At 68.1% G+C, this 21,373-nt stretch carries 20 protein-coding genes and 1 pseudogene; 11 read left to right on the top strand and 10 right to left on the bottom strand.

Translation table 11 applies throughout. From position 1 onward, the window contains the following. Positions 1-11 precede the first annotated feature (11 nt). Complete coding sequence (locus tag NF616_RS04195) at positions 12-950, bottom strand: DMT family transporter (protein WP_252272467.1); 939 nt, start codon at positions 948-950, stop codon at positions 12-14. A 97-nt stretch (positions 951-1,047) separates the two neighbouring features. On the opposite strand from NF616_RS04195, the gene NF616_RS04190 reads away from it, so the two are divergent. The 5 genes and pseudogenes from NF616_RS04190 (at position 1,048) to NF616_RS04175 (ending at position 8,739) form a co-directional block, all read left to right on the top strand. Continuing rightward, on the top strand, positions 1,048-2,472 hold the full coding sequence (locus tag NF616_RS04190; protein ID WP_252271804.1) for an aminotransferase-like domain-containing protein: 1,425 nt from the start codon (positions 1,048-1,050) through the stop codon (positions 2,470-2,472). A 162-nt stretch (positions 2,473-2,634) separates the two neighbouring features. Beyond that, a pseudogene (locus tag NF616_RS21330) lies at positions 2,635-3,834 on the top strand (HAMP domain-containing protein); the annotation flags it as partial. A gap of 153 nt (positions 3,835-3,987) precedes the next feature. Further along, entirely contained in the window at positions 3,988-4,695 is a 708-nt protein-coding gene (locus NF616_RS21325) for a methyl-accepting chemotaxis protein (RefSeq protein WP_434091867.1), read from the top strand. A 195-nt stretch (positions 4,696-4,890) separates the two neighbouring features. After that, positions 4,891-6,645 carry a phosphoethanolamine transferase CptA gene (cptA, locus tag NF616_RS04180; protein WP_252271802.1) on the top strand — a complete coding sequence of 585 codons (1,755 nt, stop codon included), beginning with the start codon at positions 4,891-4,893 and terminating at the stop codon, positions 6,643-6,645. Positions 6,646-6,822: 177 nt separating this feature from the next. Next, entirely contained in the window at positions 6,823-8,739 is a 1,917-nt protein-coding gene (locus NF616_RS04175) for an autotransporter domain-containing SGNH/GDSL hydrolase family protein (protein ID WP_286674908.1), read from the top strand. Positions 8,740-8,787: 48 nt separating this feature from the next. Here the strand turns inward: NF616_RS04175 and dctM are convergent, their stop codons facing one another. The 3 genes from dctM to dctP form a co-directional block, all read right to left on the bottom strand. Beyond that, positions 8,788-10,071 carry a C4-dicarboxylate TRAP transporter large permease protein DctM gene (dctM, locus tag NF616_RS04170; protein WP_252271800.1) on the bottom strand — a complete coding sequence of 428 codons (1,284 nt, stop codon included), beginning with the start codon at positions 10,069-10,071 and terminating at the stop codon, positions 8,788-8,790. Then, entirely contained in the window at positions 10,068-10,700 is a 633-nt protein-coding gene (gene dctQ / locus NF616_RS04165) for a C4-dicarboxylate TRAP transporter small permease protein DctQ (protein WP_252271799.1), read from the bottom strand. Before dctQ ends, dctM begins: the two co-directional genes overlap by 4 nt. A gap of 64 nt (positions 10,701-10,764) precedes the next feature. Then, positions 10,765-11,760: a C4-dicarboxylate TRAP substrate-binding protein DctP gene (dctP, locus tag NF616_RS04160; RefSeq protein ID WP_252271798.1), complete on the bottom strand. Its 996-nt coding sequence runs from the start codon at positions 11,758-11,760 to the stop codon at positions 10,765-10,767. Positions 11,761-12,197: 437 nt separating this feature from the next. On the opposite strand from dctP, the gene NF616_RS04155 reads away from it, so the two are divergent. Further along, complete coding sequence (locus tag NF616_RS04155) at positions 12,198-13,349, top strand: PepSY-associated TM helix domain-containing protein (RefSeq protein ID WP_252271797.1); 1,152 nt, start codon at positions 12,198-12,200, stop codon at positions 13,347-13,349. Then, a complete protein-coding gene (locus tag NF616_RS04150; protein ID WP_252271796.1) occupies positions 13,346-13,534 on the top strand; it encodes a hypothetical protein in 189 nt (62 codons plus the stop codon). Before NF616_RS04155 ends, NF616_RS04150 begins: the two co-directional genes overlap by 4 nt. Before the next feature lie 16 nt (positions 13,535-13,550). Here the strand turns inward: NF616_RS04150 and NF616_RS04145 are convergent, their stop codons facing one another. After that, on the bottom strand, positions 13,551-13,946 hold the full coding sequence (locus tag NF616_RS04145) for a YkgJ family cysteine cluster protein (RefSeq protein ID WP_252271795.1): 396 nt from the start codon (positions 13,944-13,946) through the stop codon (positions 13,551-13,553). 276 nt (positions 13,947-14,222) lie between these two features. Further along, entirely contained in the window at positions 14,223-15,113 is an 891-nt protein-coding gene (locus NF616_RS04140; protein ID WP_252271794.1) for a LysR family transcriptional regulator, read from the bottom strand. A 122-nt stretch (positions 15,114-15,235) separates the two neighbouring features. On the opposite strand from NF616_RS04140, the gene NF616_RS04135 reads away from it, so the two are divergent. Genes NF616_RS04135 through NF616_RS04120 form a run of 4 tightly spaced genes read left to right on the top strand, consistent with a single transcriptional unit; the run spans position 15,236 to position 18,063 of the window. Beyond that, complete coding sequence (locus NF616_RS04135; protein ID WP_252271793.1) at positions 15,236-15,934, top strand: MOSC domain-containing protein; 699 nt, start codon at positions 15,236-15,238, stop codon at positions 15,932-15,934. Continuing rightward, on the top strand, positions 15,931-16,167 hold the full coding sequence (locus NF616_RS04130) for a hypothetical protein (RefSeq protein ID WP_252271792.1): 237 nt from the start codon (positions 15,931-15,933) through the stop codon (positions 16,165-16,167). Before NF616_RS04135 ends, NF616_RS04130 begins: the two co-directional genes overlap by 4 nt. Beyond that, positions 16,160-17,356: an aspartate aminotransferase family protein gene (locus NF616_RS04125; RefSeq protein WP_252271791.1), complete on the top strand. Its 1,197-nt coding sequence runs from the start codon at positions 16,160-16,162 to the stop codon at positions 17,354-17,356. Before NF616_RS04130 ends, NF616_RS04125 begins: the two co-directional genes overlap by 8 nt. After that, a complete protein-coding gene (locus NF616_RS04120) occupies positions 17,356-18,063 on the top strand; it encodes a type 1 glutamine amidotransferase (RefSeq protein WP_252271790.1) in 708 nt (235 codons plus the stop codon). Before NF616_RS04125 ends, NF616_RS04120 begins: the two co-directional genes overlap by 1 nt. A 60-nt stretch (positions 18,064-18,123) precedes the next feature. Here the strand turns inward: NF616_RS04120 and NF616_RS04115 are convergent, their stop codons facing one another. The 4 genes from NF616_RS04115 to NF616_RS04100 all read right to left on the bottom strand — a co-directional run bounded on the left by NF616_RS04115 (position 18,124) and on the right by NF616_RS04100 (position 21,340). Then, positions 18,124-19,104, bottom strand: coding sequence for an alpha/beta hydrolase (locus NF616_RS04115; protein ID WP_252271789.1), 981 nt, complete (start codon positions 19,102-19,104; stop codon positions 18,124-18,126). Between the two features lie 146 nt (positions 19,105-19,250). Beyond that, complete coding sequence (locus NF616_RS04110) at positions 19,251-19,418, bottom strand: hypothetical protein (RefSeq protein WP_252271788.1); 168 nt, start codon at positions 19,416-19,418, stop codon at positions 19,251-19,253. Next, positions 19,415-20,542 carry a PepSY-associated TM helix domain-containing protein gene (locus NF616_RS04105; RefSeq protein WP_252271787.1) on the bottom strand — a complete coding sequence of 376 codons (1,128 nt, stop codon included), beginning with the start codon at positions 20,540-20,542 and terminating at the stop codon, positions 19,415-19,417. The genes NF616_RS04110 and NF616_RS04105 overlap by 4 nt, the downstream gene beginning before the upstream one ends. A 102-nt stretch (positions 20,543-20,644) precedes the next feature. Beyond that, on the bottom strand, positions 20,645-21,340 hold the full coding sequence (locus NF616_RS04100) for a 3'-5' exonuclease (RefSeq protein ID WP_252271786.1): 696 nt from the start codon (positions 21,338-21,340) through the stop codon (positions 20,645-20,647). Positions 21,341-21,373: the final 33 nt, after the last annotated feature.

Genomic DNA, 21,373 nt, shown 5'->3' with positions numbered 1-21,373 from the left:
CGGTCATGGCGCTAGTCCTTCTTCGCCAGCAGTCTTTCCACCGGCACCTTGGTGATGGCGAAGCCGGCCAGCAGCAGGGCGGAGTACAGCGCGAGGTCGCGGGAGATCGGCAGGCCCTCGTACCAGGAGCCGACGATCACGGCGAACACCGGGAAGATGATGAAGACGAACGAGAGGATCACCGGGCTCAGGCGCTTGAGCAGGAAGAAGTAGACGATGAAGCCGCCCACCGAGGCGCACAGGCCCAGGTAGGTCAGCGCCCACCAGGAACGTGCGCTGATGCCGGCGAAGTCCGGCTGCTCCACGCCCAGGCCGACGAGGAACAGCATCAGCCCGGCCAGGCCGATGGGCAGGGTGTTGTAGGTGATGACGCTGATGTCCGCGCCCTTCTTCTTGGTCACCACGTAGCACAGGGCGTGCATCACCGCGGCGGCGAGAATCGCCAGCACCCCGGCGAATTCGTCGTGGGCCAGGCTCAGGCCCTGGCTGCGCAGGATCATGAACAGGCTGGCGAAGCCGATGCCGATGCCCATCACCTGCGACAGGTAGATGCGCTCGCGCAGGAACAGCGCGGAGAAGATCAGGATGAACACCGGCATGCAGCTGAACAGCAGCGCGGTGAGGCCTGACGACACATGGGTCTCGCCGTAGTTGAGCAGGTAGTAGGGCAGGCTGAAGTAGCACAGGGTGACGAAGACGAAGAAGCCCCGGTGGCTGCGCGGGAAGAAGATTGAGTCGCCGCGGATCAGGGCGAAGCAGATGAACAGCGGAAAGGCGATGAGGAAGCGCAGGCCCGAGGCGGTCAGCGGCGGCACGGTCTCCACGGCGATCTTGATGCCGAGCCAGGTCGTGCCCCAGCTCAGGCAGACGATCAGGAACAGCAGGCTGGTAACCAGCGCGCTCAGCCAGTACTTCCGGTTTTTACCGGTGTTTTCAATCACCGCTGACATTGGCATGATGACAATCCTTCGTTTCTGCCGAATTGAACCCTAATTCGCGGGAATCAATCGCGATTGATACTGGCCGATGAGGCTATTTGGACGGAAAATGGCTGTCAAACCAATTATTGACACGGTGTCAATTCTTCGAGAGGCCCTAAGCTCGGGCCATGGCGCCAAGTACAAGCGCCTGGCCGAGGCCCTGCAGGCGCGCATTCTGGAGGGCAGTCTCGAGGGAGGCGCCAAGCTGCTGCCGCACCGCCATCTGGCCGATCGCCTCGGCGTGACCATCGGCACTGTCAGCCGTGCCTACGCCGAACTGGAGCGCATGGGCCTGGTGGTGGCGCGCATCGGCGACGGCACCTTCGTCCGCCAGCGCGACCTGGAGCGCAAGCGCGACGCCGGCTTCAGCAACTTCGTGGAGGAGCGGCCGGAGCAGTTCGACATGAGCCGCAACATGCACATCCCCGGTCTGGAGACCAGTCTGCTGGCGCAAAGCCTGGCGGACCTGGCGCGCGACCCGCGCACCCTGGCCGAGCTGACCCTCTACACCCCGGATGCCGGCCTGCCGCGCTATCGCCAGGCCGGTGCGCACTGGCTGGCCCATGGCGACTTCCAGCCCCAGGCCGAGCAGGTGCTGTGCGTCAACGGCGGCCAGCACGGCCTGCTCTGCACCCTGATGGCGCTGCTGCGGGCCGGCGACACGCTGGTCACCGAGCAGCTCACCTACCCGGGCCTGATCACCGCCGCGCGCATGCTCGGCATCAAGCTGCTCGGCGCGACGATGGACGAGGAAGGCCTGATCCCCGAGTCCCTCGACGAGCTGTGCCGGCACAACCGCGTCACCGCGCTGTACTGCACGCCGACCCTGCAGAACCCGACCACCGGCGTGATGTCCGCCAGCCGCCGCGAAGCCGTCGCCGCGGTGTGCCGCGAGCACAACCTGCTGATCGTCGAGGACGAGGCCCACGCGGTGCTGGTGGCCGATCGCCCGCCGCCCCTGAGCGTCTACGCGCCGGAACGCAGCATCCTGATCGGCAGCCTGAGCAAGGCCATGGCCGCCGGCCTGCGGGTCGGCTATCTGCATGCGCCGGCGACCCTGGTCGGACGCATCTCGGCCACCCTGCGCGCCAGTTGCTGGATGGCCACGCCGCTGGCCATGGAGCTGGCTACCCACTGGATCGACAGCGGCGTCGCCGACCAGCTGCTGCGTCAGCAAGTGGCCGAGATCGGCCGGCGCAAGGCGCTGGTGCAGGGCCAGCTGGAGGGCCTGAGCTATCGCACTCATCCCCAGTGCCCGCACTTCTGGATCGAGGTGCCCGAGCCCTGGCGCGCCTCGGACGTGGAAGTGGACCTGAAGCTGAAGAACTGCCTGATCGCCACCGCCGAGGCCTTCGCCGTCGGTCGCGCCGCCGTACCGCAGTTCGTCCGCGCCAGCGTCAGCAACGCCTCGCACGACGACTCGCTGCTGCTGCACGGCTTCCAGGCGCTGGCCGGCGCGTTGCGTCAGGATCTCGGTCAGTTCGACGAGTGAATGGCGCGTTTTCGCACCTTGATGGCGCATTGCCTTCTACCGTTACCCTCACGAAGTCGGCGAGGCTTCCGATAACTACGGAAGTCTCGAAGCGGCGCAGGCGTGGCTCGGCATTTGCTAGGTCACGAGTTTCGCAGTTTCGTCCGATTCAGGAGTTCGACGATGAATGCGCTGTTGCTGCCCGGGGTCAACGCTCTCGAGAATTTCAGCTTCGCCCGCAAGTTCCAGTTGCTGGCGCTGCTGTTCATCCTGCCGCTGGCCTACGCGGCCTGGTCGATCAGCGACAACTACCTGGGCAAGCTCAAGGTAGTCGACGGTGAGCATTCCGGCGTGCTGCAGCTGCAGGTGCTGGACCGGGTCGAACAACTGCTGATTCGCCAGCGCAATCTCACCGCCCGCTGGAAATCCACCGAGCGCGACCGCCAGGCCAGTGCCGAGACCCAGGCGGCGATTGCGCGTCTGCAACAGAGCGAGGCCGAGCTGGACCAGGCGCTGCAGGACCTGCAGCAAGTGCTGGTCGCCGAGGGCGCCAGCGAACAGGCGCGCGACAGCCTCGGCGCGCTGCAGGCCGAGCGCGACGGTTTGCGCGCCCAGGCCCTCGGCAGCATCGGCTGGTGGCCGGACGCCTACGACCGCTTCAGCAACGCGCTGCAACGTCTCGGCGCGCTGCGCGAGCAGATCGCCACCGAGAGCGGCCTGATCCTCGATCCCTGGCTGGAGACCTACCTGCTGATGCAGCTGGCCACCGAAGACTCGCCGGGCCTGCAGCAGCGCCTCGGCGTGCTCGCCAGCGTCGGCCAGGGCGCCGTGGCGGCCGGTCAGTTCAGCCTGCAGAGCCGCCTGCAGCTGCGCGAGATCCGCGCCGCCACCGGCGAGTCGCGGCAGCAGCTGGGCAAGCTCGGCGAGCGCCTGGAGGGCGAGCTGCCGAAGTCGCTGTTGGCCTGGACCCAGGCCTACGCCCAGAGCCTGGCCGGCCTCGATGAGTGGCTGGCCCAGCTGGACCAGAAGATGTATGGCGACGGCGGCATCCAGCTCGACATGGCCACCTTCGAGCGCGGCATGGACGCGGCCCAGCAGCACGCCGAGGCGCTGCAACGCGCCACCCTCGACGCCCTCGATGCCCGCCTCGGCCAATACCGGGCCAAGGCCCTGCGCGCGCTGATCATCACCCTCGGCGCCTTCGGCGTGCTGGTGGCGCTGGCGCTCTACGCCCTGGTCTGCCTGCAGGTGTCGATTCGCGGCAGCAGCCGGCGCATCACCTCGCTGGCCCAGTCCCTGCGCGACGGCGACCTGCGCCGGCATGTCACCGTGCATGGCAAGGACGAGCTGGCGCTGATCGGCGCCGCGCTGAACGACGCCGTGGGGCAATTGCGCGGCTCACTGCAGGGCGTCAATCGCGAGAGCGCCGAGCTCGGCGACACCGTGCTCACCCTCGGCGACCAGGCCCGGACGGCGCTGCAGGCGGTGGAGCAGCAACAGCAGCAGGTCAGCCAGATCGCCGCCGCCGCCACGCAGATGGCCGCCACCGCGCAGAGCGTGGCGGAGAACTGCGAGCTGGCGGCCCAGGACGCCACCCAGACCCGCCATGTGGCCGAGCAGAGCAACCAGCGCAGCCAGCAGACCACCGCCAGCATGCGCCAGCTCACCGCGCGCCTGGGCGACACCGCCGCGGCGCTCGGCGAATTGCGCGAGCAGGCCCAGCAGATCGACCGGGTGGTGGACGTGATCAAGGGCATCGCCGAGCAGACCAACCTGCTGGCGCTCAACGCCGCCATCGAGGCGGCCCGCGCCGGCGAGCAGGGCCGCGGCTTCGCCGTGGTGGCCGACGAGGTGCGCTCGCTGTCGCAGCGCACCCAGGAGTCGACCCGCGAGATCAGCGCCACGGTCGAGGCGCTGCAGCGCGTTGTCCTTCAATCCGTAGAGCTGATGCAGAGCGCCTGCAGCCAGGCCGAGGTCGACGCCGGCGCGGTCACTGAGTTGGGCGACCACCTGGGCGAAATTGCCGGCGCGGTGCAGCGGGTCAGCGACATGATCGCGCAGATCGCCACCGCCGTTGAGCAGCAGGCGGCCACGGCGGAGGAGGTCAGCGGCAATATCCAGCAGGTCGACCAGGCCGCCGCCAGCCTGCTGCACGGCGCCCAGGCCGTGCACGGCGTGGCCGACCGCCTCGGCGAAGGCAGCCGCGCCCTGGCGCAGAACACGGCGCGCTTTCATCTGGAGTGACGGCGCGGTCCGAGCCGAGGCGCCGTTCGGCACAGTTCGGTGGAACGGCTTCACTGGCGGCGGGCGACAACTATCCAGGGTACGCGCCGTTTCTGAACAGCCGGCCAACATTTCAATCAGTTGACACTGTTTTCACGCCCGCTCGGGCAGATTGCCCGGCGATAAGGGGTTCTCCCGTTTCGCCGTGGGGTTGTGATGACGAACGTGCAACGCGCCGGTGCCTCCCGTGCCGGCATCGACTGGGCCGGCCTGGGCTGGGCCTTTCTGTTTTTCTGGTACTTCTCGGGTGTCACCCAGATCCTGATCTACGCCAGCGACAGCGCCGGCTTCTCCGGGTTGCGCCAGTCGCTGTTGCTGAGCCTGCTGTGGCTGGTGCCGCTGCTGCTGTTTCCGGCGCGGGCGCGGCTGCTGGCGGGGCTGATCGGCGTGCCGCTGTGGCTCTGCTCGCTGGCCGGATTCGGCTACTTCCTGATCTACGGGCAGGAGTTCTCGCAGAGCGTGATCTTCATCCTCTTCGAGTCCAACGTCAGCGAGGGCAGCGAATACCTGGCGCAGTACTTCGCCGGGTGGATGGTGCCGGCCTTCCTGCTCTACGGCCTCGGCGCCTGGCTGCTGTGGCGCAGGGTGCGCCCGGTGTACCTGTCGCGGCCCGGAGCACTGCTGGCATCGGCCTTTCTGCTGTTCGCCTCGGTCGGTTATCCGGCGATACGCCAGTTCAGCAAGCACGACAGCACCCTGGCGGCGCTGGAGAATTTCGAGGAGCGCATCGAGCCGGCCACGCCCTGGCAGCTGGTGGTCGGCTATCGCCAGTACCGCACGCAGCTGGCCAACATGCAGGCGCTGCTGGAAGGGCGTCAGCGCATCGCGCCGCTGACCGACCTGCGCGACGCCCATGCCGGGCAGCCGGCGACGCTCGTGCTGGTCATCGGCGAGTCGACCAATCGCCAGCGCATGAGCCTGTACGGCTATGGCCGCCCGACCACGCCGCAGCTGGACAAGCTGCGCGACCAGTTGCAGGTGTTCACCGGCGCGGTCACGCCGCGGCCCTACACCATCGAGGCGCTGCAGCAGGTGCTGACCTTCGCCGACCAAGAAAACCCCGACGCGCACCTGAACACGCCGTCGCTGGTCAGCGTGATGAAGCAGGCCGGCTACAAGACCTACTGGATCACCAACCAGCAGACCATCACCAAGCGCAACACCATGCTCACCACTTTCTCCAAGCAGGCGGACGAGCAGTTCTACCTGAACAACAACCGCGAGCAGAACGCCCGCCAGTACGACGGCGATGTGCTCGAGCCTTTCGCCAAGGTGCTGGCCGATACGGCGCCGCGCAAGTTCGTGGTGGTGCACCTGCTCGGCACGCACATGAGCTACCGCTATCGCTACCCGCCGGAGTACGAGCGCTTCGCCGACCGCAGCGGCGTGCCCGAGCACGTCAGCGACGACCAGCTGCCGACCTACAACGCCTACGACAACGCCGTGCTGTACAACGATTTCGTCGTCTCCAGCCTGATCGAGCGCTTCGCCGCCACCGACCCCAACGGCTTCCTGCTGTACCTCTCCGATCACGGCGAGGCGGTGTTCGACGCCCGGCAGCCGCAGGTGCTGGGGCGCAACGAGGCGGCGCCGACCGGGCCCATGTACACCATCCCGTTCATCCTGTGGAACTCGCCGAAATGGCAGGCGCGCGACTATCGCCAGGCGCTGGCGCGGCCGTTCAGCAGCTCGGCCCTGGTGCACACCTGGGCGGACCTGGCCGGCCTGGACTTCGCCGAACACGACCGCAGTCGCAGCCTGGTCGCCGCCGAGTTCAAGCCGCGGCCGCTGCTGATCGGCAACCCGCAGCGGCCGCAGAACCTGATCGACTTCAGCCTGATCCGGCCGAAAGCCAGCGATGCCGAGGTGGCCCGGCAGGAGCCGCCCAAGGGCGGCGCGCAGCCGCTCTAGCACAAGGTCGATCCCCCGCAGGAACGAGCGCCGCGCCGATGGAGTAGTCCGTCGCGCGGCGTTTCAGTCTTAGGAGGGAATTTGCACCGGGCGATGGTGCAGGCCCTGCCGCTGTCCCTACATTCCCGCCGCTTGCCCATCACAACAAGAACAAGGGAAAGGGACATGAAGCGACTAATGACTCCCCTCGCGTACGCCTGCCTGCTGGCCACCGCCACCTATGTCGAGGCCGGCGCCTACAGCGGCATGGTGGTGTTCGGCGATAGCCTGAGCGACGCCGGCCAGCGCCCCGAGGCCGCCGCGCCGAGCAACCCGGTGCGCCACACCAACCGCGTCGGGCCGACCTATGGCGTCGGCGAGGCCTACGGCTCGACCTCGCCGATGCTGATCAACGACGGTCTGGGGCTGGCCCCGCAGGTGGCCTCGACCAATCTGGTGCGCGCGCTCAGCGGGCAGCCCGACGGCAACAACTGGGCGGTCGGCGGCTACCGCACCGAGCAGATCTACAACTCGATCACCGGCGCGTACGACCCGGTCACCGGCATCGGCGGCTCCCAGGTGCGCGCCGGCCTCAATTACAGCGACCCGCTGATCCGCCAGCGCGACGGTTACCTGGTCGATCTGCGCAACCGTGGCCTGAGCGTCGACCCGAACACCCTGTTCTACCTCAACGGCGGCGGCAACGACTTCCTCCAGGGGCTGATCACCGACGATGCCAGCGCCCGCGCCGCGGCCGGGCGCCTGGTCGGCGGCGTGCGCGCGCTGCAGGCGGCGGGCGGGCGCTACTTCATGGTGCCGCTGCTGGTGGACGTGGCCAGCCCGGTCACCGGCGGTTTGCCCAACGTCGCCCAGCAGGCCCAGGCGGCCAGCTTCAACGCCGAGCTGGCAGCGCAGCTCGGCGCCGTGCCGGCCGAGGTCATCCCGCTCAACGTGCCGCTGCTGTACCGCGAGGTGCTGGCCGACCCGGCCGCCTTCGGTTTCGACCCGACGCAGAACTTGCTCGGCACCTGCTTCTCCGGCTGCGCCGCGATCAACCCGGTGTACGGCATCGGCGGCGCCACGCCCGACCCAGACCGGCTGATCTACGCCGACGTGGTCCACCCCAGCACCGCCATGCAGCGCATCCTCGCCGACCAGGGATTGTCGATTCTCGCCGCGCCCTGGGAGATCGGCCTGCTGCCGCAGGCGGCCGAGTCGGCCCTGCGCGGCAGCCGCGAACAGCTGCGCCGGCAATGGCTGGCTGACTGGGGCGATTGGCAGGCCCGGGGCAAGTGGCGCGGCTTCGTCTCCGGCAGCAGCCAGCGCAGCGACTACGACGGCGACGACACCGCCGCGGCCGGCGACGGTCATGGCGAGAGCCTGGGCGCCGGCGCCAGCTACCGCCTCGATGAGCACTGGCGCCTCGGCCTGAGCCTGGACGTGCAGCAGCAGGACCTGGAGCTCGGCGCGCGCGACTCCGACTACGGCCTGCGCAGCTACCTGGCCGGCGCGTTCGCCCAGTACCAGGACGGCCTACTGTGGGGCGACCTGAGCCTGAGCGCCGGCTACCTGGACTACCACGACCTCAAGCGCCGCTTCGCCCTCGGCCGCACCACCCGTACCGAGCGCGGCGACACCGAGGGCCGGGTGCTGGCCCTGGGCGGTCGCATCGGCATCGAGCTGAGCCCGGCCGAGCGTCTGCGCCTGGCGCCTTTCGTCAGCGCCGACGTGGCGCGCATCGAGGTGGACGGCTATCGCGAAGACGGCGCCAGTTCCACGGCCCTGAACTATGACGACCAACGTCTGGATTCGCAGCGCCTGGGCGTTGGCCTGCAGGCGCGCTTCGCCCTGGCCGACGATGCCGAACTGTTCGGCGAGGTGGTGCGCGAGCGCGAGTTTGAGGACGACGAGCAGGAGGTGGACATGGCGCTCAACAGCGTCGCGGGTGTCGACTTCAGCCTGGTTGGCGCGGCCCTGGAGCGCGACCAGACTCGCGCCAGCGTCGGCCTGCGCCAGCGCCTGGCGCCGGACCTGGCGCTGCAGGTCGGCTACGACTACCGCAAGGCCGGCGACGACCTGCACGGCATCGGCCTGAGCCTGTCGCTGGACTGGTAAACGAAAAGGCCCGGCGGATGCCGGGCCTTTCGCTGTCGCGGGTCTGGGTCAGCTCATGCCGAGCCAGTTGGGCAGCGCCAGGGAGATCCACGGCACGTAGGTGACCAGGATCAGGAACGCCAGCAGGATCATCAGCCACGGCATGGCCGCGCGGATGGTGCTGGTCAGCGGCATGCCGGTGACCGCCGAGGTGACGAACAGGTTGAGTCCCACCGGTGGCGTCACCAGGCCGATCTCCAGGTTCACCACCATGATGATGCCCAGGTGGATCGGGTCGATGCCCAGCTCCATGGCGATGGGGAAGAGGATCGGCGCCAGGATCAGGATGATCGCCGACGGCTCCATGAACGCACCGGCGATCAGCAGCACGATGTTCACCACCAGCAGGAAGGTGATCGGCGTCAGGCCGGCCTCCAGCACCCAGGCGGTGATCTGCTGCGGCAGCTGCTCGGTGGTCAGCACGTGGGCGAAGAGCATGGCGTTGGCGATGATGAACATCAGCATGATGCTCAGCTTGGCCGACTCCAGCAGCACCTTGGGCACCTCACGCACGCGCATGTCCTTGTACACGAACAGGGCGATGAAGGCGGAGTAGATCGCCGCCACCGCAGCCGCCTCGGTGGGCGTGAACATGCCGGAGTAGATGCCACCGAGGATGATCACCATCAGCAGCAGGCCCCAGATCGCCTTGCGCGCGGCGCTCAGCCATTCGCGCAGGGTGGCGCGCGGCAGGGCCGGCAGGTTCTTCTTCACCGCGACGATGTAGATGGCGATCATCAGCGTCAGGCCGAGCAGCACGCCGGGAACGACGCCGGCCATGAACAGCTTGCCTACCGAAGTCTCGGTGGCGGCGGCGTACACCACCATGACGATGCTCGGCGGGATCAGGATGCCCAGGGTGCCGGCGTTGCACACGATGCCGGCGCCGAACGACTGCGGATAGCCCGAGCGCACCATGCCGGCGATGGCGATGGAGCCGACCGCCGCCACGGTGGCCGGCGACGAGCCGGACAGCGCGGCGAACAGCATGCACGCGAGCACCGCGGCGATCGCCAGGCCGCCACGGATGTGGCCGACGCAGGCGTTGGCGAAGTCGATCAGCCGGCGCGCCACGCCGCCGGTGGTCATGAAGGCGCCCGCCAGCAGGAAGAACGGAATCGCCAGCAGGGTGTAGTGCTCGCTGGTCTCGAACAGCTTGATCGCCAGCGAGCGCACCGAGTCGGGGCTGAACAGCATGATGGTCAGCGAGCCGGCCAGGCCGAGGGACACGGCGATGGGCACGCCGATGAACATCAGCAGGAACAGCAGGAGGAAGAGGAACAACACGGTCATGGCTTCGGCTCCTCGTGCTCGGTCAGCTTGATCGCCTCGGCGGCCTCGTCGGCCAGGCCCAGGCCGGTCTGCCGGTTACGCAGGATGCGCACGAGGATCTCGAGGAAACGCACGAACACCAGGGCGAAGCCCAGCGGCACGATCAGGCCGATGTGCCACTGCATGATGCCGTAGTGACCCAGGTCTTCGGCGCCGATGGCGGCGGTGAACAGGGTCTGTACCCATTCGAAGCTGGCCACGCTGAGCAGGCCGGCGTAGCCGAGGCAGCAGAGGCAGGCGATCACGCCGATCACCCGCTGCACGTGGCGCGGGGCGAGCTTGACCAGCGCGTCCACGCCGATGTGGCCGGCCGTACGCACGCCGTAGGCCAGGCCGAAAAAGATCAGCCAGGCGAACAGCGCCTTGGTCAGCGCGTTGCTCCAGGTCATGGCCTGGGCCGCGCCGAGAATGGCGTCGCCGATGGCGAAAAGGGTCTCGCTGGCGCCTTCGAAACGGTCGGCCAGGTCGTAGAAGAGGGTGTAGAGGTTGTTGAGGATGACGTAAACGAAGGTCACCAGCGTCATGGCCGCCAGGAGGAAGGCGATGAAGCCCTCTTCGAAGTGGTCCCAGACGCGCCGCAAGGCGTTCATGGCAGGCATCTCCCGATGGCGGGTACGGCGGGAAGCCGCCGCCACGAGGGCGGCGGCACCGGCATCACTGGGCTTGGTTGGCGGCTTCGGCGGCCTTGATCAGGTCGGCGCCGATTTCACCTTCGAACTTCTTCCACACCGGCTTCATCGCCTCGCGCCACTCGCCACGCTGCTCCGGGGTGAGGGTGATGATCTCGGTGGTCTTGGCGTCGAGGATGCGCTGCTTGTCGCCCTGGTTGAGGTCGTCGGCCTGCTTGTTCACCTCGGCGGTGACTTCGACGACGATCTTGCCCAGCTCGGTGCGTACATCTTCCGGCAGGCCGTTCCAGAACTTGGTGTTGGTGATCAGCATGTAGTCCAGCAGGCCGTGGTTGGACTCGGTGATGTACTTCTGCACCTCGTGCATCTTCTGGCTGTAGATGTTCGAGTAGGGGTTCTCGGCACCGTTGACCACGCCGGTCTGCAGGCCCTGGTAGACCTCGGCGAAGCTCATCTTGCGCGGGTTGGCGCGCACGGCCTTGAACTGCTCCTCGAGCACGGCGGAGGCCTGCACGCGGAACTTCAGGCCGCGGGCGTCCTTGGGCTCGCGCAGCGGCTTGTTCGCCGACAGCTGCTTCAGGCCGTTGTGCCAGTAGGCCAGGCCGGTGATGCCCTTGGATTCCATGGAGGTCAGCAGCTTCTGGCCCTCGGGGCTGTGCTGGAAGCGGTCAACCGCGGCCATGTCGTCGAACAGGAAGGGCAGGTCGAAGATCTGCACCTGCTTGGTGTACTGCTCGAACTTGGCCAGCGAGGGGGCGATGATCTGCACGTCGCCGAGCAGCAGGGCCTCCATTTCCTTGCCGTCGCCGAACAGCGAGGAGTTCGGGTAGACGTCGACCTTCACCTTGCCGGCCAGACGCTCCTCGGCGAGCTTCTTGAACAGCAGCGCGCCCTGGCCTTTCGGGGTGCTGTCGGCCACCACGTGGGAGAACTTGATGACGATCGGGTCGGCGGCCTGGGCCAAGCTGGAGATGCCGAAGGAGAGGGCGCAGGCGAGCGCCATAGCGGTGTGCTTGAACATGCGGGGGTCCTTTTCTTGTGTTTGTTAGGACGGTTGTGGCGTCCGGGAGCCCTTATCACTCTAGCTCGGCCCGGACGAATGGCTTGCGCAGCGGCATTCGCAATTCGGATGCCAACTGGCGACAAGGCCTCTGCGCCAGGGGTGACGGGGCCAGGCCAGGGTAGAGCTCATTTTTTCTGGCGAAAATTCGCCATTTTTCGGGTGTGGGCGGGCGAGAATCCGCCACGCATCCATCGGAGATGGCGAAAGGCTTGTAGTCGAAGCGTGTGAGAAGTATTCTCAAACGCGTGTGCGACCGTCTGACGTTGCGCACGTCCACCGTCGCATCCGCGACGCATGCGCCAAGGCCGCAGAGCCCGCGCAGATCTTTCCCGCGATCGTTCAGGCCGCCCGTGCGAGCCCGATGTCCCGGGGCCGAATACCCTGACGAGCCGAACATGACCGCCCGAGCCCTGCGCAACTGGTACCTGGTGCACAAGTGGACCAGCCTGATTTCCACCGTCTTCCTGCTGATGCTGTGCCTGACCGGCCTGCCGCTGATCTTCCATGAGGAGATCGAGCACTACTTCGAGCCGCATCCCGAGCTCAAGGAGCTCACCGCCGACGCGCCGCGCATCGACTACGACAAGCTGATCGACGAGGCCCTGGCGGTGCGCCCGGGCGAAGTGGTGCGCTTCGTCGGCTTCGACCCGGAGGAGCCGCTGGGCTTCATCTTCACCGCGCCGACCATTCAGCCGCCGCCGCTCGATTCCTACATCCAGACCTTCGATACGCGCACCGGCGAGCTGTTTCCCTCGGAGCCGCCGGAAGACGGCTTCATGCACCTGATGCTGCGCCTGCACACCGACATGTTCCTGGGTCTGCCCGGCTACCTGTTCCTCGGCTTCATGGGCCTGCTGCTGGTGGTCTCGCTGGTGTCCGGCGTGGTGGTCTACACGCCGTTCATGCGCAAGCTGGACTTCGCCACCGTGCGCACCGCGCGTAGCAAGCGCCTGAAGTGGCTGGACCTGCACAACGTGCTCGGCATCGTCACCCTGGCCTGGGTGCTGGTGGTCGGTGCCACCGGGGTGATCAACACCCTGGCGATCCCGATTCTCGGCCTGTGGCAGAACGGCCAGCTGGCGGAAATGACCGCGCCCTACAAGGACCTGCCGCCGCTGACCGAGCTGGGCTCGCTGCACAAGGCCATGGAGACCGCGCAGGCGGCTGCGCCGGACATGGCGCCGAGCTTCGTCGCCTATCCCGGCACCGACTTCAGCAGCCAGCACCACTACGCCGTGTTCATGCGCGGCAACACGCCACTGACCTCGCGCCTGCTCAAGCCTGCGCTGGTGGATGCGACGACCGGCGAGCTGACCGACATGCGCGAGATGCCGATGTACGTGAAGACGCTGCTGGTGTCGCAGCCGCTGCACTTCGGTGACTACGGCGGCCTGCCGCTGAAGATCATCTGGGCGCTGCTGGACATCGTCTCCATCGTCATCCTGATCAGCGGCCTGTACCTCTGGCTGGCCCGGCGCAAGGCGCCGCTGGAGAAACGCCTGGCCGAGCTGAACGCCGGCGGCCTGGTAGCGGAGGGCAGGGCATGAGACGCGGACTCTGGATGATCTTCCGCTGGCCGCTGCTGCTGGCGCTGCTGAGCCTGTTCGGCCTGATCGCGGCGCTGGTCGGCGACGATGTCTACGATCTGCTGTCGTGGCTCACGCTGGGCGTGCCGCTGCTGCTGATCGGCGTGGTGTGGGTCCGGCTGAAGGCGACGCGGCAGACGCGCTGAGGTTGGCCGCGCCCGTTCAGGTCTTTGGCCGCCAGGCGCAGTAGCCCGGCCGCGGGCCGACGCGCGGATGGTTGCGGCAGGTGTCCGGGCGCTTGTCGTAGACGGTGCAGAGGCGGGTCTTGCGGTCCAGGTACATGCAGTCGCCGTTGCTCATCCGGGTCAGGGTGAAGATGCCCGATTTCTGGTTGAAACGCTCGACCAGGCCTTCCTTCTGCAGCCGCTTGGCGATGTTCTTCGGCGGCTCGCCGCGCTCGAACTCGTCCACCACGCCGATACGGATCAGGTCGACGATGCGCACCTCCACCGGCATGGTGCAGCACGTCGACATGCAGCTGGTGCACATGTCCTTGTTGTACTTGCTCCAGGTTTCCAGGCGGTCGATTTCCGCCGCGGCGATCAGTTGCGGTCTCATGGTTGGCTCGGTGGGGCGTGGCAGGCGCGCGATGATAGCCGTCACACGCACTTTGTGAACCCCTTCCCGCTCGGCGGCTTTGTAATCTTTGGCTTACAAAGCGTACCGGCGAAGGCTGCTATCAGCGTGCCATCAGCCGGATTAATCTCGCTTTCAAGGACTTAGCGCAGGAAGCGCACCGAGAAAACAGGGACATGAGGGATTGTTCGCCAGGATGGCGCACGGATCATGGACGTCAGGGAACAAGTCTGCAGAACCCCGCGCAAGCGGGGTTTTTTATTTCCCGTTCACCACCTCGTCCAGCAGCTTGCCCAGCAGGTCCAGCGTCGGCTGCTGGCGCTGGGCATCTCGGAACACCAGACCGACCTTCAGCGGCACCCGTGGCTCGCTGATCGGCTTCCACAGCAGGCCCTGGTTGGCGTGCAGCTGGCGGGCGCGGCCCGGCAGCACGGTGGCCAGGCCGGCCGAGTGCGGCAGGCTGTCGAGAATGCCACTCATGTGATTGAGTTCGGCCTGCACGTGCGGGCGGCGGCCGAGCAGCGCCAGCTGCTCCTGCCAGATCTGCCTTACGCGGAATTCCTCGCCGAGCAGCAGCATCGGCTGCTCCGCCGCCTGCGCCAGCGACACCTTCCTGAATTCGCGCAACGCATGCTCCGGTGGCACCACCAGCTGCAGCTCGTCCTCGTACAGCTCCAGGCTGTGCAGGCCGGGCTGGCGCGGCGGCAGGAAGCCGATGCCGATGTCCAGGCTGCCGCTGAGCAGGCGCCGCTCGATGTCCAGGCCGGACAGTTCATAGATCTGCACCACCAGTTGCGGTTGCGCGGCGCGCAGCTTCTCCAGCAGGTGCGGCACCAGGCTGGCGTTGACCGTCTGCAGCACGCCGATGGCCAGGCTGCGCGGGGCGCGGCCGCGGAAGCCGCGCAGGGCGTCGCGGGCCCGCTCCAGGCCGTCGAGCAGCGGCAGCGCGTGGCTGTACAGGGTATGCGCGGCGAGGGTCGGCAGCAGGCGTTTGCCGCTGCGCTGGAACAGCGCCACCTCCAGGTTCTGTTCCAACTGGCGAATCTGCTGCGACAGCGCCGGCTGCGACAGGCTCAGGCGCTCGGCGGCGCGGCCGACATGGCCCTCCTCGTACAGCGCGACGAAGTAACGCAACTGGCGAAAGTCCATGGGCTGCTCCTTGGCTATCGATAACTTCAGCTTATCAATGAAGCTGGGAAATCGAAATGTCATCCGGCCGCTGCGCTCAATAAGATTGCCGCATCGAAAGCCGCGACAGGGTGGCGGAGAACATGATCAAGGCAGAGGTGGTGGGTTTATTCATAGGAAAAACCGTGGATGAAGGCCGCGGTTACGTCAGCGCGCTGGGCAAGCAGCCGGTGAACGCCGACATCTGGCTCGGCCCGCTGGGGCTGGAGGGCGACGAGCAGGGCGACAGTCGCCACCACGGCGGCCCCGAGCGCGCGTTGCACCTCTATCCGTCGGAGCACTATGCGCACTGGCGCCAGCGTTACCCGCAACGCGAGTGGTCGCAGCCGGCCTTCGGCGAGAACCTGTCCAGCCATGGCCTGCTGGAGAGCCAGGTGTGCATCGGCGACATCTTCCGTTGGGGCGACGCGCTGATCCAGGTCAGCCAGCCGCGTTCGCCCTGCTACCGCCTGGCCGAGCGCTGGGCGCTGCCGGGGCTGGCGCTGGAGATGCAGAACAACGGCCTGTGCGGCTGGTTCTTCCGCGTGCTGCAACCGGGCTGGGTCAGCGCCGCGCAGCCGCTGGAGCGGGTGCAGCGCAGCCCTTCCGGCCTGAGCGTGGCCCAGGCCATCCGCAGCTATTTCCAGTTCCCCCTCGAACGCGGCGGCCTGCAGCAGCTGGTGGCCTGCGAGGCACTGTCCGAACGCTGGCGCCATGGCGCCGCACGGCGCCTGTCCAGCGGCCAGCTGGAAGACTGGCGCAACCGTCTGGAGGGCCCGGCACGGCCGGCGCTGAGCGCATGAACGAGTATTTGATCCAGTTGCACCGTGACGGCTGCCTGTGGGCCGAGATGACGGTCACTGGCGCCCGCCTGGATGAGGTGCGCGGCGAGTTGCAGCGGCGCTTTCCCGAGGCCGAGGGCTTCACTCTGGGCGTGCAGCAGCGCAAGGAGCAGCGGCGCATCGTCGAGTGCGGGCCGGAGGGCATTCGCCTGCTCGGCGTGCAGTACCAGTATCTGGAGCTCGACGATGCGTGACGACTGGTCCCGCGATCGCCTGATGCACACCGTGCAGCGCCCGGAGCAGCTGTTCGTGCGCGGCCAGGGTTCCTGGCTGTGGGATGCCGAGGGTCGCTCCTACCTGGACTTCACCCAGGGCTGGGCGGTCAACAGCCTCGGCCACAGCCCGGTGGCCCTGGTCCGCGCGCTGCAGCGCCAGGCCGGCCAGCTGATCAACCCCGGTCCGGCCTATTACAACCGCGGCATGCTCGAACTGGCCGCGCGCCTGTGCCAGGCCACCGGCAGCGACCAGGCCTACTTCCTCAATAGCGGCGCCGAGGCCAACGAAGGCGCGATCAAGCTGGCGCGCAAGTGGGGCCAGCTGCACAGGGGTGGCGCCTACCGCATGGTCACCGCCGTCAACAGTTTCCACGGCCGCACCCTCGGCGCCATGTCCGCCTCCGGCAAACCGGCCTTCCAGGCGCTGTACGAGCCCAAGGTGCCGGGCTTCGCCAAGGTGCCCTACAACGACCTGGCGGCCCTCGACGCGGCGCTCAGCGACGACGTAGTGGCGCTGATGCTCGAGCCGGTGCAGGGCGAGGCCGGCGTGCTGCCCGCCGAGCTGGACTATCTGCAGGGCGCCGAGCGGCTGTGCCGCGAGCGCGGCATCCTGCTGATCCTCGACGAGGTGCAGACCGGCATCGGCCGCTGCGGCAGCCTGCTGGCCGAGGAGCTGTACGGCATCCGCGCCGACGTGATCACCCTGGGCAAGGGCCTGGGTGGCGGCGTACCGCTGGCGGCCCTGCTGGCCCGCGGCAACGCCTGCTGCTTCGCGCCCGGCGAGCAGGGCGGCACCTATCACGGCAACGCGCTGATGACGGCCGCCGGCCTGGCGGTGCTGGACGCCGTGCTGGAGCCCGGCCTGCTGGAGCAGGTGCGCGCTACCGGGCAGCAGATGCGCGACGGGCTGGCCCGCGTCGGCCGTCGCTTCGGCGCCGGGGTGCCGCGCGGCCACGGTCTGCTGCTCGGCCTGCCGCTGGGTGCGAGCGACGCCGCCCAGGTGGCCCGCGCGGCCCTGGACGAAGGCTTGCTGATCAACGCGGCGCAGCCCGACGTGCTGCGCTTCACCCCGGCGCTGACGGTCAGCCCGGGCAATATCGAGGAAATGCTGCGGCGCCTGCACCGGGCGCTGGAGCGGGCGCGCCGACCGGCGCAGGAGGTGGTGTGATGCGCGTGGCCATACTGCAGCACGTGGCGTTCGAGGGGCCGGCGCAGATCGGCCAGTGGCTGGACCAGCGCCGCCTGCTGGCGCGGGTCCATCACCTGTATGCCGGCGATGCGCTGCCGACGCTGGACGACTTCGACCTGCTGGTGGTCATGGGCGGGCCGATGAGCGTGCACGACGAGGCCGAGCATCCCTGGCTGGTGGCCGAGAAACAGCTGCTGCGCGCCGCGCTCGATGCCGGCAAGCGCGTGCTGGGCATCTGTCTCGGCGGTCAGCTGCTGGCCGAGGCCCTGGGCGCCGAGGTGCGCGTGGCCGACACGGCGGAAATCGGCTGGCACCTGATCGAGCAGCACGCCGCGGCGAGCCAGTCGCCGCTCGGGCGCATGCTGCCGCAGCGGTTGATGGCCATGCACTGGCACGGCGAGACCTTCGGCCTGCCGGCCGGGGCCATTCCCCTCTACCACTCGGCGGCCTGCGCCCTGCAGGGCTTCGTCTGGCAGGAGCGCGCCGTGGCCCTACAGTGCCACCTGGAGAGCAGCCCGGCCAGCATCGAGCAGCTGATCGCCGCCTGCCCGCAGGACCTGACGCGGCCCGGCGCCGTGCAGGACGCCGTCACCATCCAGGCCGGCAGCGCCCACTGCGCCTCGCTCAAAGCCAGCCTGTTCCGCCTGCTCGACTACCTCAGCGGGCCGCACGCCCAGCTCACCTGATTCGCGCGTTTGTCACCCTGCGCTTGGCCCCACTCCCGGGGCCTTTTTTATGGCCGCGATTCAGGCGGCGCTGTCGTGCAGGATGCTGGTGCGGCGGAACTCGTCCTGGGGGAATACCCGGCCGCTGACCAGGCACTCGAACAGGTGGTCGAAGACCACGCCGGACACGCCCGGCGTCCTGCCGCTGCGGAAGTACGAGTGGCCCTTGGGGAAGTCGTAGAGGGTGTTGATGTCGTCGCAGTCCACCGCGTAGACGTTCTGCGGCGTCAGCTCCAGGTTCTCCGGCCCGCTGTGGCCGAGGCGGCGCGAGGCGATCCGGTTCTTCACGTTGGCCGCCTTGCTGCTGCGCAGGGCCAGGTCGTCCGAGGCGTAGTACACCACCACGTTGCGCGAGGCGTGGGCGATCAGCTCGCCGCGCTGGCCGCGGTGGATCGACTCGTTCTCGATATCGGCGGCGATCAGGAAGGTGTTGCGGAACAGCATCGGCACGCCATTGGCCAGGTCGTAGCGGTCCCATTCGCAGAGGGTCTCGCGCAGCACGCGGTTACCCATGGAGTGGGCCAGCACGTTGATGCGCTTGAGGCAGCTGGGCTGGCCGGCTTCCTCACGCTCCTTGCGCCAGGCGAGGAAGAAGCACAGGGCGCGGGCCAGCGACACGGCGCTGTAGTCGGCGGACTTCTGGTCGTCCCAGTAGTCCTGGACGATGCCGTGGTCGTTGTCGCACGGCCAGATCACCGGCACCACCAGCACCTCGCCCTTGCCGCTGCGCTCGCACAGCGCCTGGAATTCCTCGACGGAGGCGAACACGTCGTCCGGCAGGTTGGCGTAGCCGTGGATGTACAGCAGGATCTGCCGCTGCCTGGCCTCCTGCAGCCGGCCGAGGAAGGCCTGACTTCCGACCTCGACCAGCTTGCGCTTGCTCTGCCGCTCGCAGAAGTACACCGAGTTGCTCGGCGCGTTGTTGTTCAGGTCGAAGGAGAATGGGCGGTCGATCTCGGTCTTGATCGAGCCCTTGGGAAAGCGATTGGTGATGAACAGCATGGCGATGCTCCCTGGCGGTGGCTGACGGGGCCGCATGGGCGGCGGGCGCGGCAGAACAGCGAGGGAGAAAGGACTGACAGCGGCGCACTCCTGTGCTTCCGATCTCTGCCTTGTTTCACGTTAGGTCGGCGTTGCGCTTTCGCCAGTCAGCGGCGCAGCAGCGGCCAGCATCCGAGCACGGCCGGCAGGCCCAGGCCGAGCCAGGCCAGGGCGTCCCACGGGCCGTCACCGAGCAGCGCGGCGAATAGACCGACGGCGCTGAGCAGGCCGATCAGCGTGGGGATGGCGAAGGTCGACTCGCGCCAGCGCTTCATGCCGCCACCTCGTCGCGCAGGGCGGCGCGTGGTGCGCGGCGGCGCACCCACCAGAGGTACAGGCCGCTGCCGAGGACGATCAGGGTCAGCACGTCGAGCACCGCCCAGAGGATCTGCATCGGCCGGCCGCCGTAGTCGCCGAAGTGCAGCGGCTGCGACATGGCCAGGGCGTCCATGTACCAGGGACGGCTGGCGACGGCGGTGACTTCGAGGGTCCGCGCGTCGATCAGCACCGGCGTCCACAGGTGCGAGGTCAGGTGCGTGCTGCCCTTCATGAACACCGAGTAATGGTGCTCGCTGGAGAAGCGCGTACCGGGGAAGGCGATGAAGTCCGGCTGCATGCCGGGCGCGGCGGCCTGGGCGATGTCCAGCAGGTGCGTGGCCGGGGCGCGTTCGGTGAGCGGCGGGGCGTCGCGGTAGGGCGCGACCATGGCGGCGAGAGTGTCGTTGCGCCAGGCGCTGATCAGCAGGTCGGCGCAGGCGCTGATCACCCCGGTAAGGCCGACGGTCAGCGCCCAGACCAGGGTGACGATGCCGATCAGGTTGTGCAGGTCGAGCCAGCGCAGGCGCATGGACTTGTGCTGGCGCACGGTGCCGAAGTCCAGCCGGCGCATGAACGGCGAGTAGAGCACCACGCCGGAGACGATCGCCACCACGAAGAGGATGCCCATGAAGGCCAGCAGCAGCTTGCCGGGCAGGCCGGCGAACATGTCCACATGCAGGCGCAGCATCAGCATCATGAAGCCGCCGTTGGCCGCCGGCATTTCCACCGCCTCGCCGCTGCGCGCATCGAGCATGAAGGTGTGCGAGGAATTGGGCTCGGTGCCGGCGGTGGCGGCCATGATGGTCACCACGCCGTTGGGCTCGTCGTCTTCCCAGCCCAGGTACTGCACCACCTCGCCGGGGCGATGGCGCTCGCCGGCCTCGACGATCTGCTGCAGGTCCAGGCGCGGCACGTCGGGCGCCATCTCGCGCAGCTCCGGCGCCTCGCCCAGCAGGTGTTCGATCTCGTGATGGAAGATCAGCGGCAGGCCGGTGAGCGCCAGCAGGAAAAGGAACAGGGTGCAGACCAGGCTGGTCCAGGTGTGGACGATGGACCAGCGGCGGATGGTGGTGGAACGCATGGTGGGCGGTTCGAGACGAGGAAACGGGCTCGCATTCTAGTGGAGGCCGGGTGCCGTTTGAATCGAGAATGTTTTACAACCGATATTGCTCCGCTCTATCGCCTAGAGCGAGGGCGACAGCTGTCGGCGGCGCCAGGCCTGGGCTTGGCGTTGCAGATCGGCCAGATTGTCCAGGCCCTGACGGCGCGCCTTGCTGAACAGGATTAGCGCCAGCTCCGCGGTGGCCAGGGCATCGGCGCTGGCATGGTGGCGCTCGCTGGCCTGCAGGCGGAAATGCCCCAGCCATTCGTCCAGACCGCGGTACGGCGGCGCCTCGGGGCACAGCAGCGGCGCCAGCACGGCGGCGTCGAGGAAAGGGTGGTGCAGGCGGTAGCCCAGTTCCTCGCGCAGGGCGCGCTCGAGCATGTGCTGGTCGAAGGGCGCGTGGAAGGCTAGCAGCGGGCTGTCGTCGACGAACGCCATGAACGCCAGCAGCGCCTCGTCCGGCGCCTGCCCGGCAGCCACCGCACTGGGTGCGATGCCGTGGATCAGCGTGCTGGCGCCGGCCCGGTGACCCGGCTGGCACAGGGTGCACTCGAACTGCTGGGAGAAATCGATGGCGCCGTCCTCGATCACCACCGCGCCGATGGCCAGCAACTGGTCGCGTTGCAGGTCGAGGCCGCTGGTCTCCAGGTCCACCACCACCATGCGCTGGCGGGCCAGCGGGCGCTCGTCCAGCGGCTGGGCGGCGGGCAGGCGCAGGCTGCGCGGGTCGACGGCGGGGCGAGCGGGGAGAAAACGGGCGAGCAGCTTCTTCATGGCGTGCCGCCGAGTCTGGGCGCGGGAGAGGCG

The organism is Pseudomonas subflava (assembly GCF_023823685.1).
Lineage (GTDB): Bacteria > Pseudomonadota > Gammaproteobacteria > Pseudomonadales > Pseudomonadaceae > Aquipseudomonas > Aquipseudomonas subflava.
Note: the sequence above shows the minus strand (reverse complement) of the source record. Positions and strands in the feature narration are given on the sequence as shown.

Bases quoted from the DNA above. Each gene is read 5' to 3' on its own strand.
- NF616_RS04195 (WP_252272467.1), bottom strand. From the start codon at position 950: ATGTCAGCGGTGATTGAAAACACCGGTAAAAACCGGAAGTACTGGCTG.
- NF616_RS04190 (WP_252271804.1), top strand. From the start codon at position 1,048: ATGGCTGTCAAACCAATTATTGACACGGTGTCAATTCTTCGAGAGGCC.
- NF616_RS21325 (WP_434091867.1), top strand. From the start codon at position 3,988: ATGGCCGCCACCGCGCAGAGCGTGGCGGAGAACTGCGAGCTGGCGGCC.
- cptA (WP_252271802.1), top strand. From the start codon at position 4,891: ATGACGAACGTGCAACGCGCCGGTGCCTCCCGTGCCGGCATCGACTGG.
- NF616_RS04175 (WP_286674908.1), top strand. From the start codon at position 6,823: ATGACTCCCCTCGCGTACGCCTGCCTGCTGGCCACCGCCACCTATGTC.
- dctM (WP_252271800.1), bottom strand. From the start codon at position 10,071: ATGACCGTGTTGTTCCTCTTCCTCCTGCTGTTCCTGCTGATGTTCATC.
- dctQ (WP_252271799.1), bottom strand. From the start codon at position 10,700: ATGAACGCCTTGCGGCGCGTCTGGGACCACTTCGAAGAGGGCTTCATC.
- dctP (WP_252271798.1), bottom strand. From the start codon at position 11,760: ATGTTCAAGCACACCGCTATGGCGCTCGCCTGCGCCCTCTCCTTCGGC.
- NF616_RS04155 (WP_252271797.1), top strand. From the start codon at position 12,198: ATGACCGCCCGAGCCCTGCGCAACTGGTACCTGGTGCACAAGTGGACC.
- NF616_RS04150 (WP_252271796.1), top strand. From the start codon at position 13,346: ATGAGACGCGGACTCTGGATGATCTTCCGCTGGCCGCTGCTGCTGGCG.
- NF616_RS04145 (WP_252271795.1), bottom strand. From the start codon at position 13,946: ATGAGACCGCAACTGATCGCCGCGGCGGAAATCGACCGCCTGGAAACC.
- NF616_RS04140 (WP_252271794.1), bottom strand. From the start codon at position 15,113: ATGGACTTTCGCCAGTTGCGTTACTTCGTCGCGCTGTACGAGGAGGGC.
- NF616_RS04135 (WP_252271793.1), top strand. From the start codon at position 15,236: ATGATCAAGGCAGAGGTGGTGGGTTTATTCATAGGAAAAACCGTGGAT.
- NF616_RS04130 (WP_252271792.1), top strand. From the start codon at position 15,931: ATGAACGAGTATTTGATCCAGTTGCACCGTGACGGCTGCCTGTGGGCC.
- NF616_RS04125 (WP_252271791.1), top strand. From the start codon at position 16,160: ATGCGTGACGACTGGTCCCGCGATCGCCTGATGCACACCGTGCAGCGC.
- NF616_RS04120 (WP_252271790.1), top strand. From the start codon at position 17,356: ATGCGCGTGGCCATACTGCAGCACGTGGCGTTCGAGGGGCCGGCGCAG.
- NF616_RS04115 (WP_252271789.1), bottom strand. From the start codon at position 19,104: ATGCTGTTCATCACCAATCGCTTTCCCAAGGGCTCGATCAAGACCGAG.
- NF616_RS04110 (WP_252271788.1), bottom strand. From the start codon at position 19,418: ATGAAGCGCTGGCGCGAGTCGACCTTCGCCATCCCCACGCTGATCGGC.
- NF616_RS04105 (WP_252271787.1), bottom strand. From the start codon at position 20,542: ATGCGTTCCACCACCATCCGCCGCTGGTCCATCGTCCACACCTGGACC.
- NF616_RS04100 (WP_252271786.1), bottom strand. From the start codon at position 21,340: ATGAAGAAGCTGCTCGCCCGTTTTCTCCCCGCTCGCCCCGCCGTCGAC.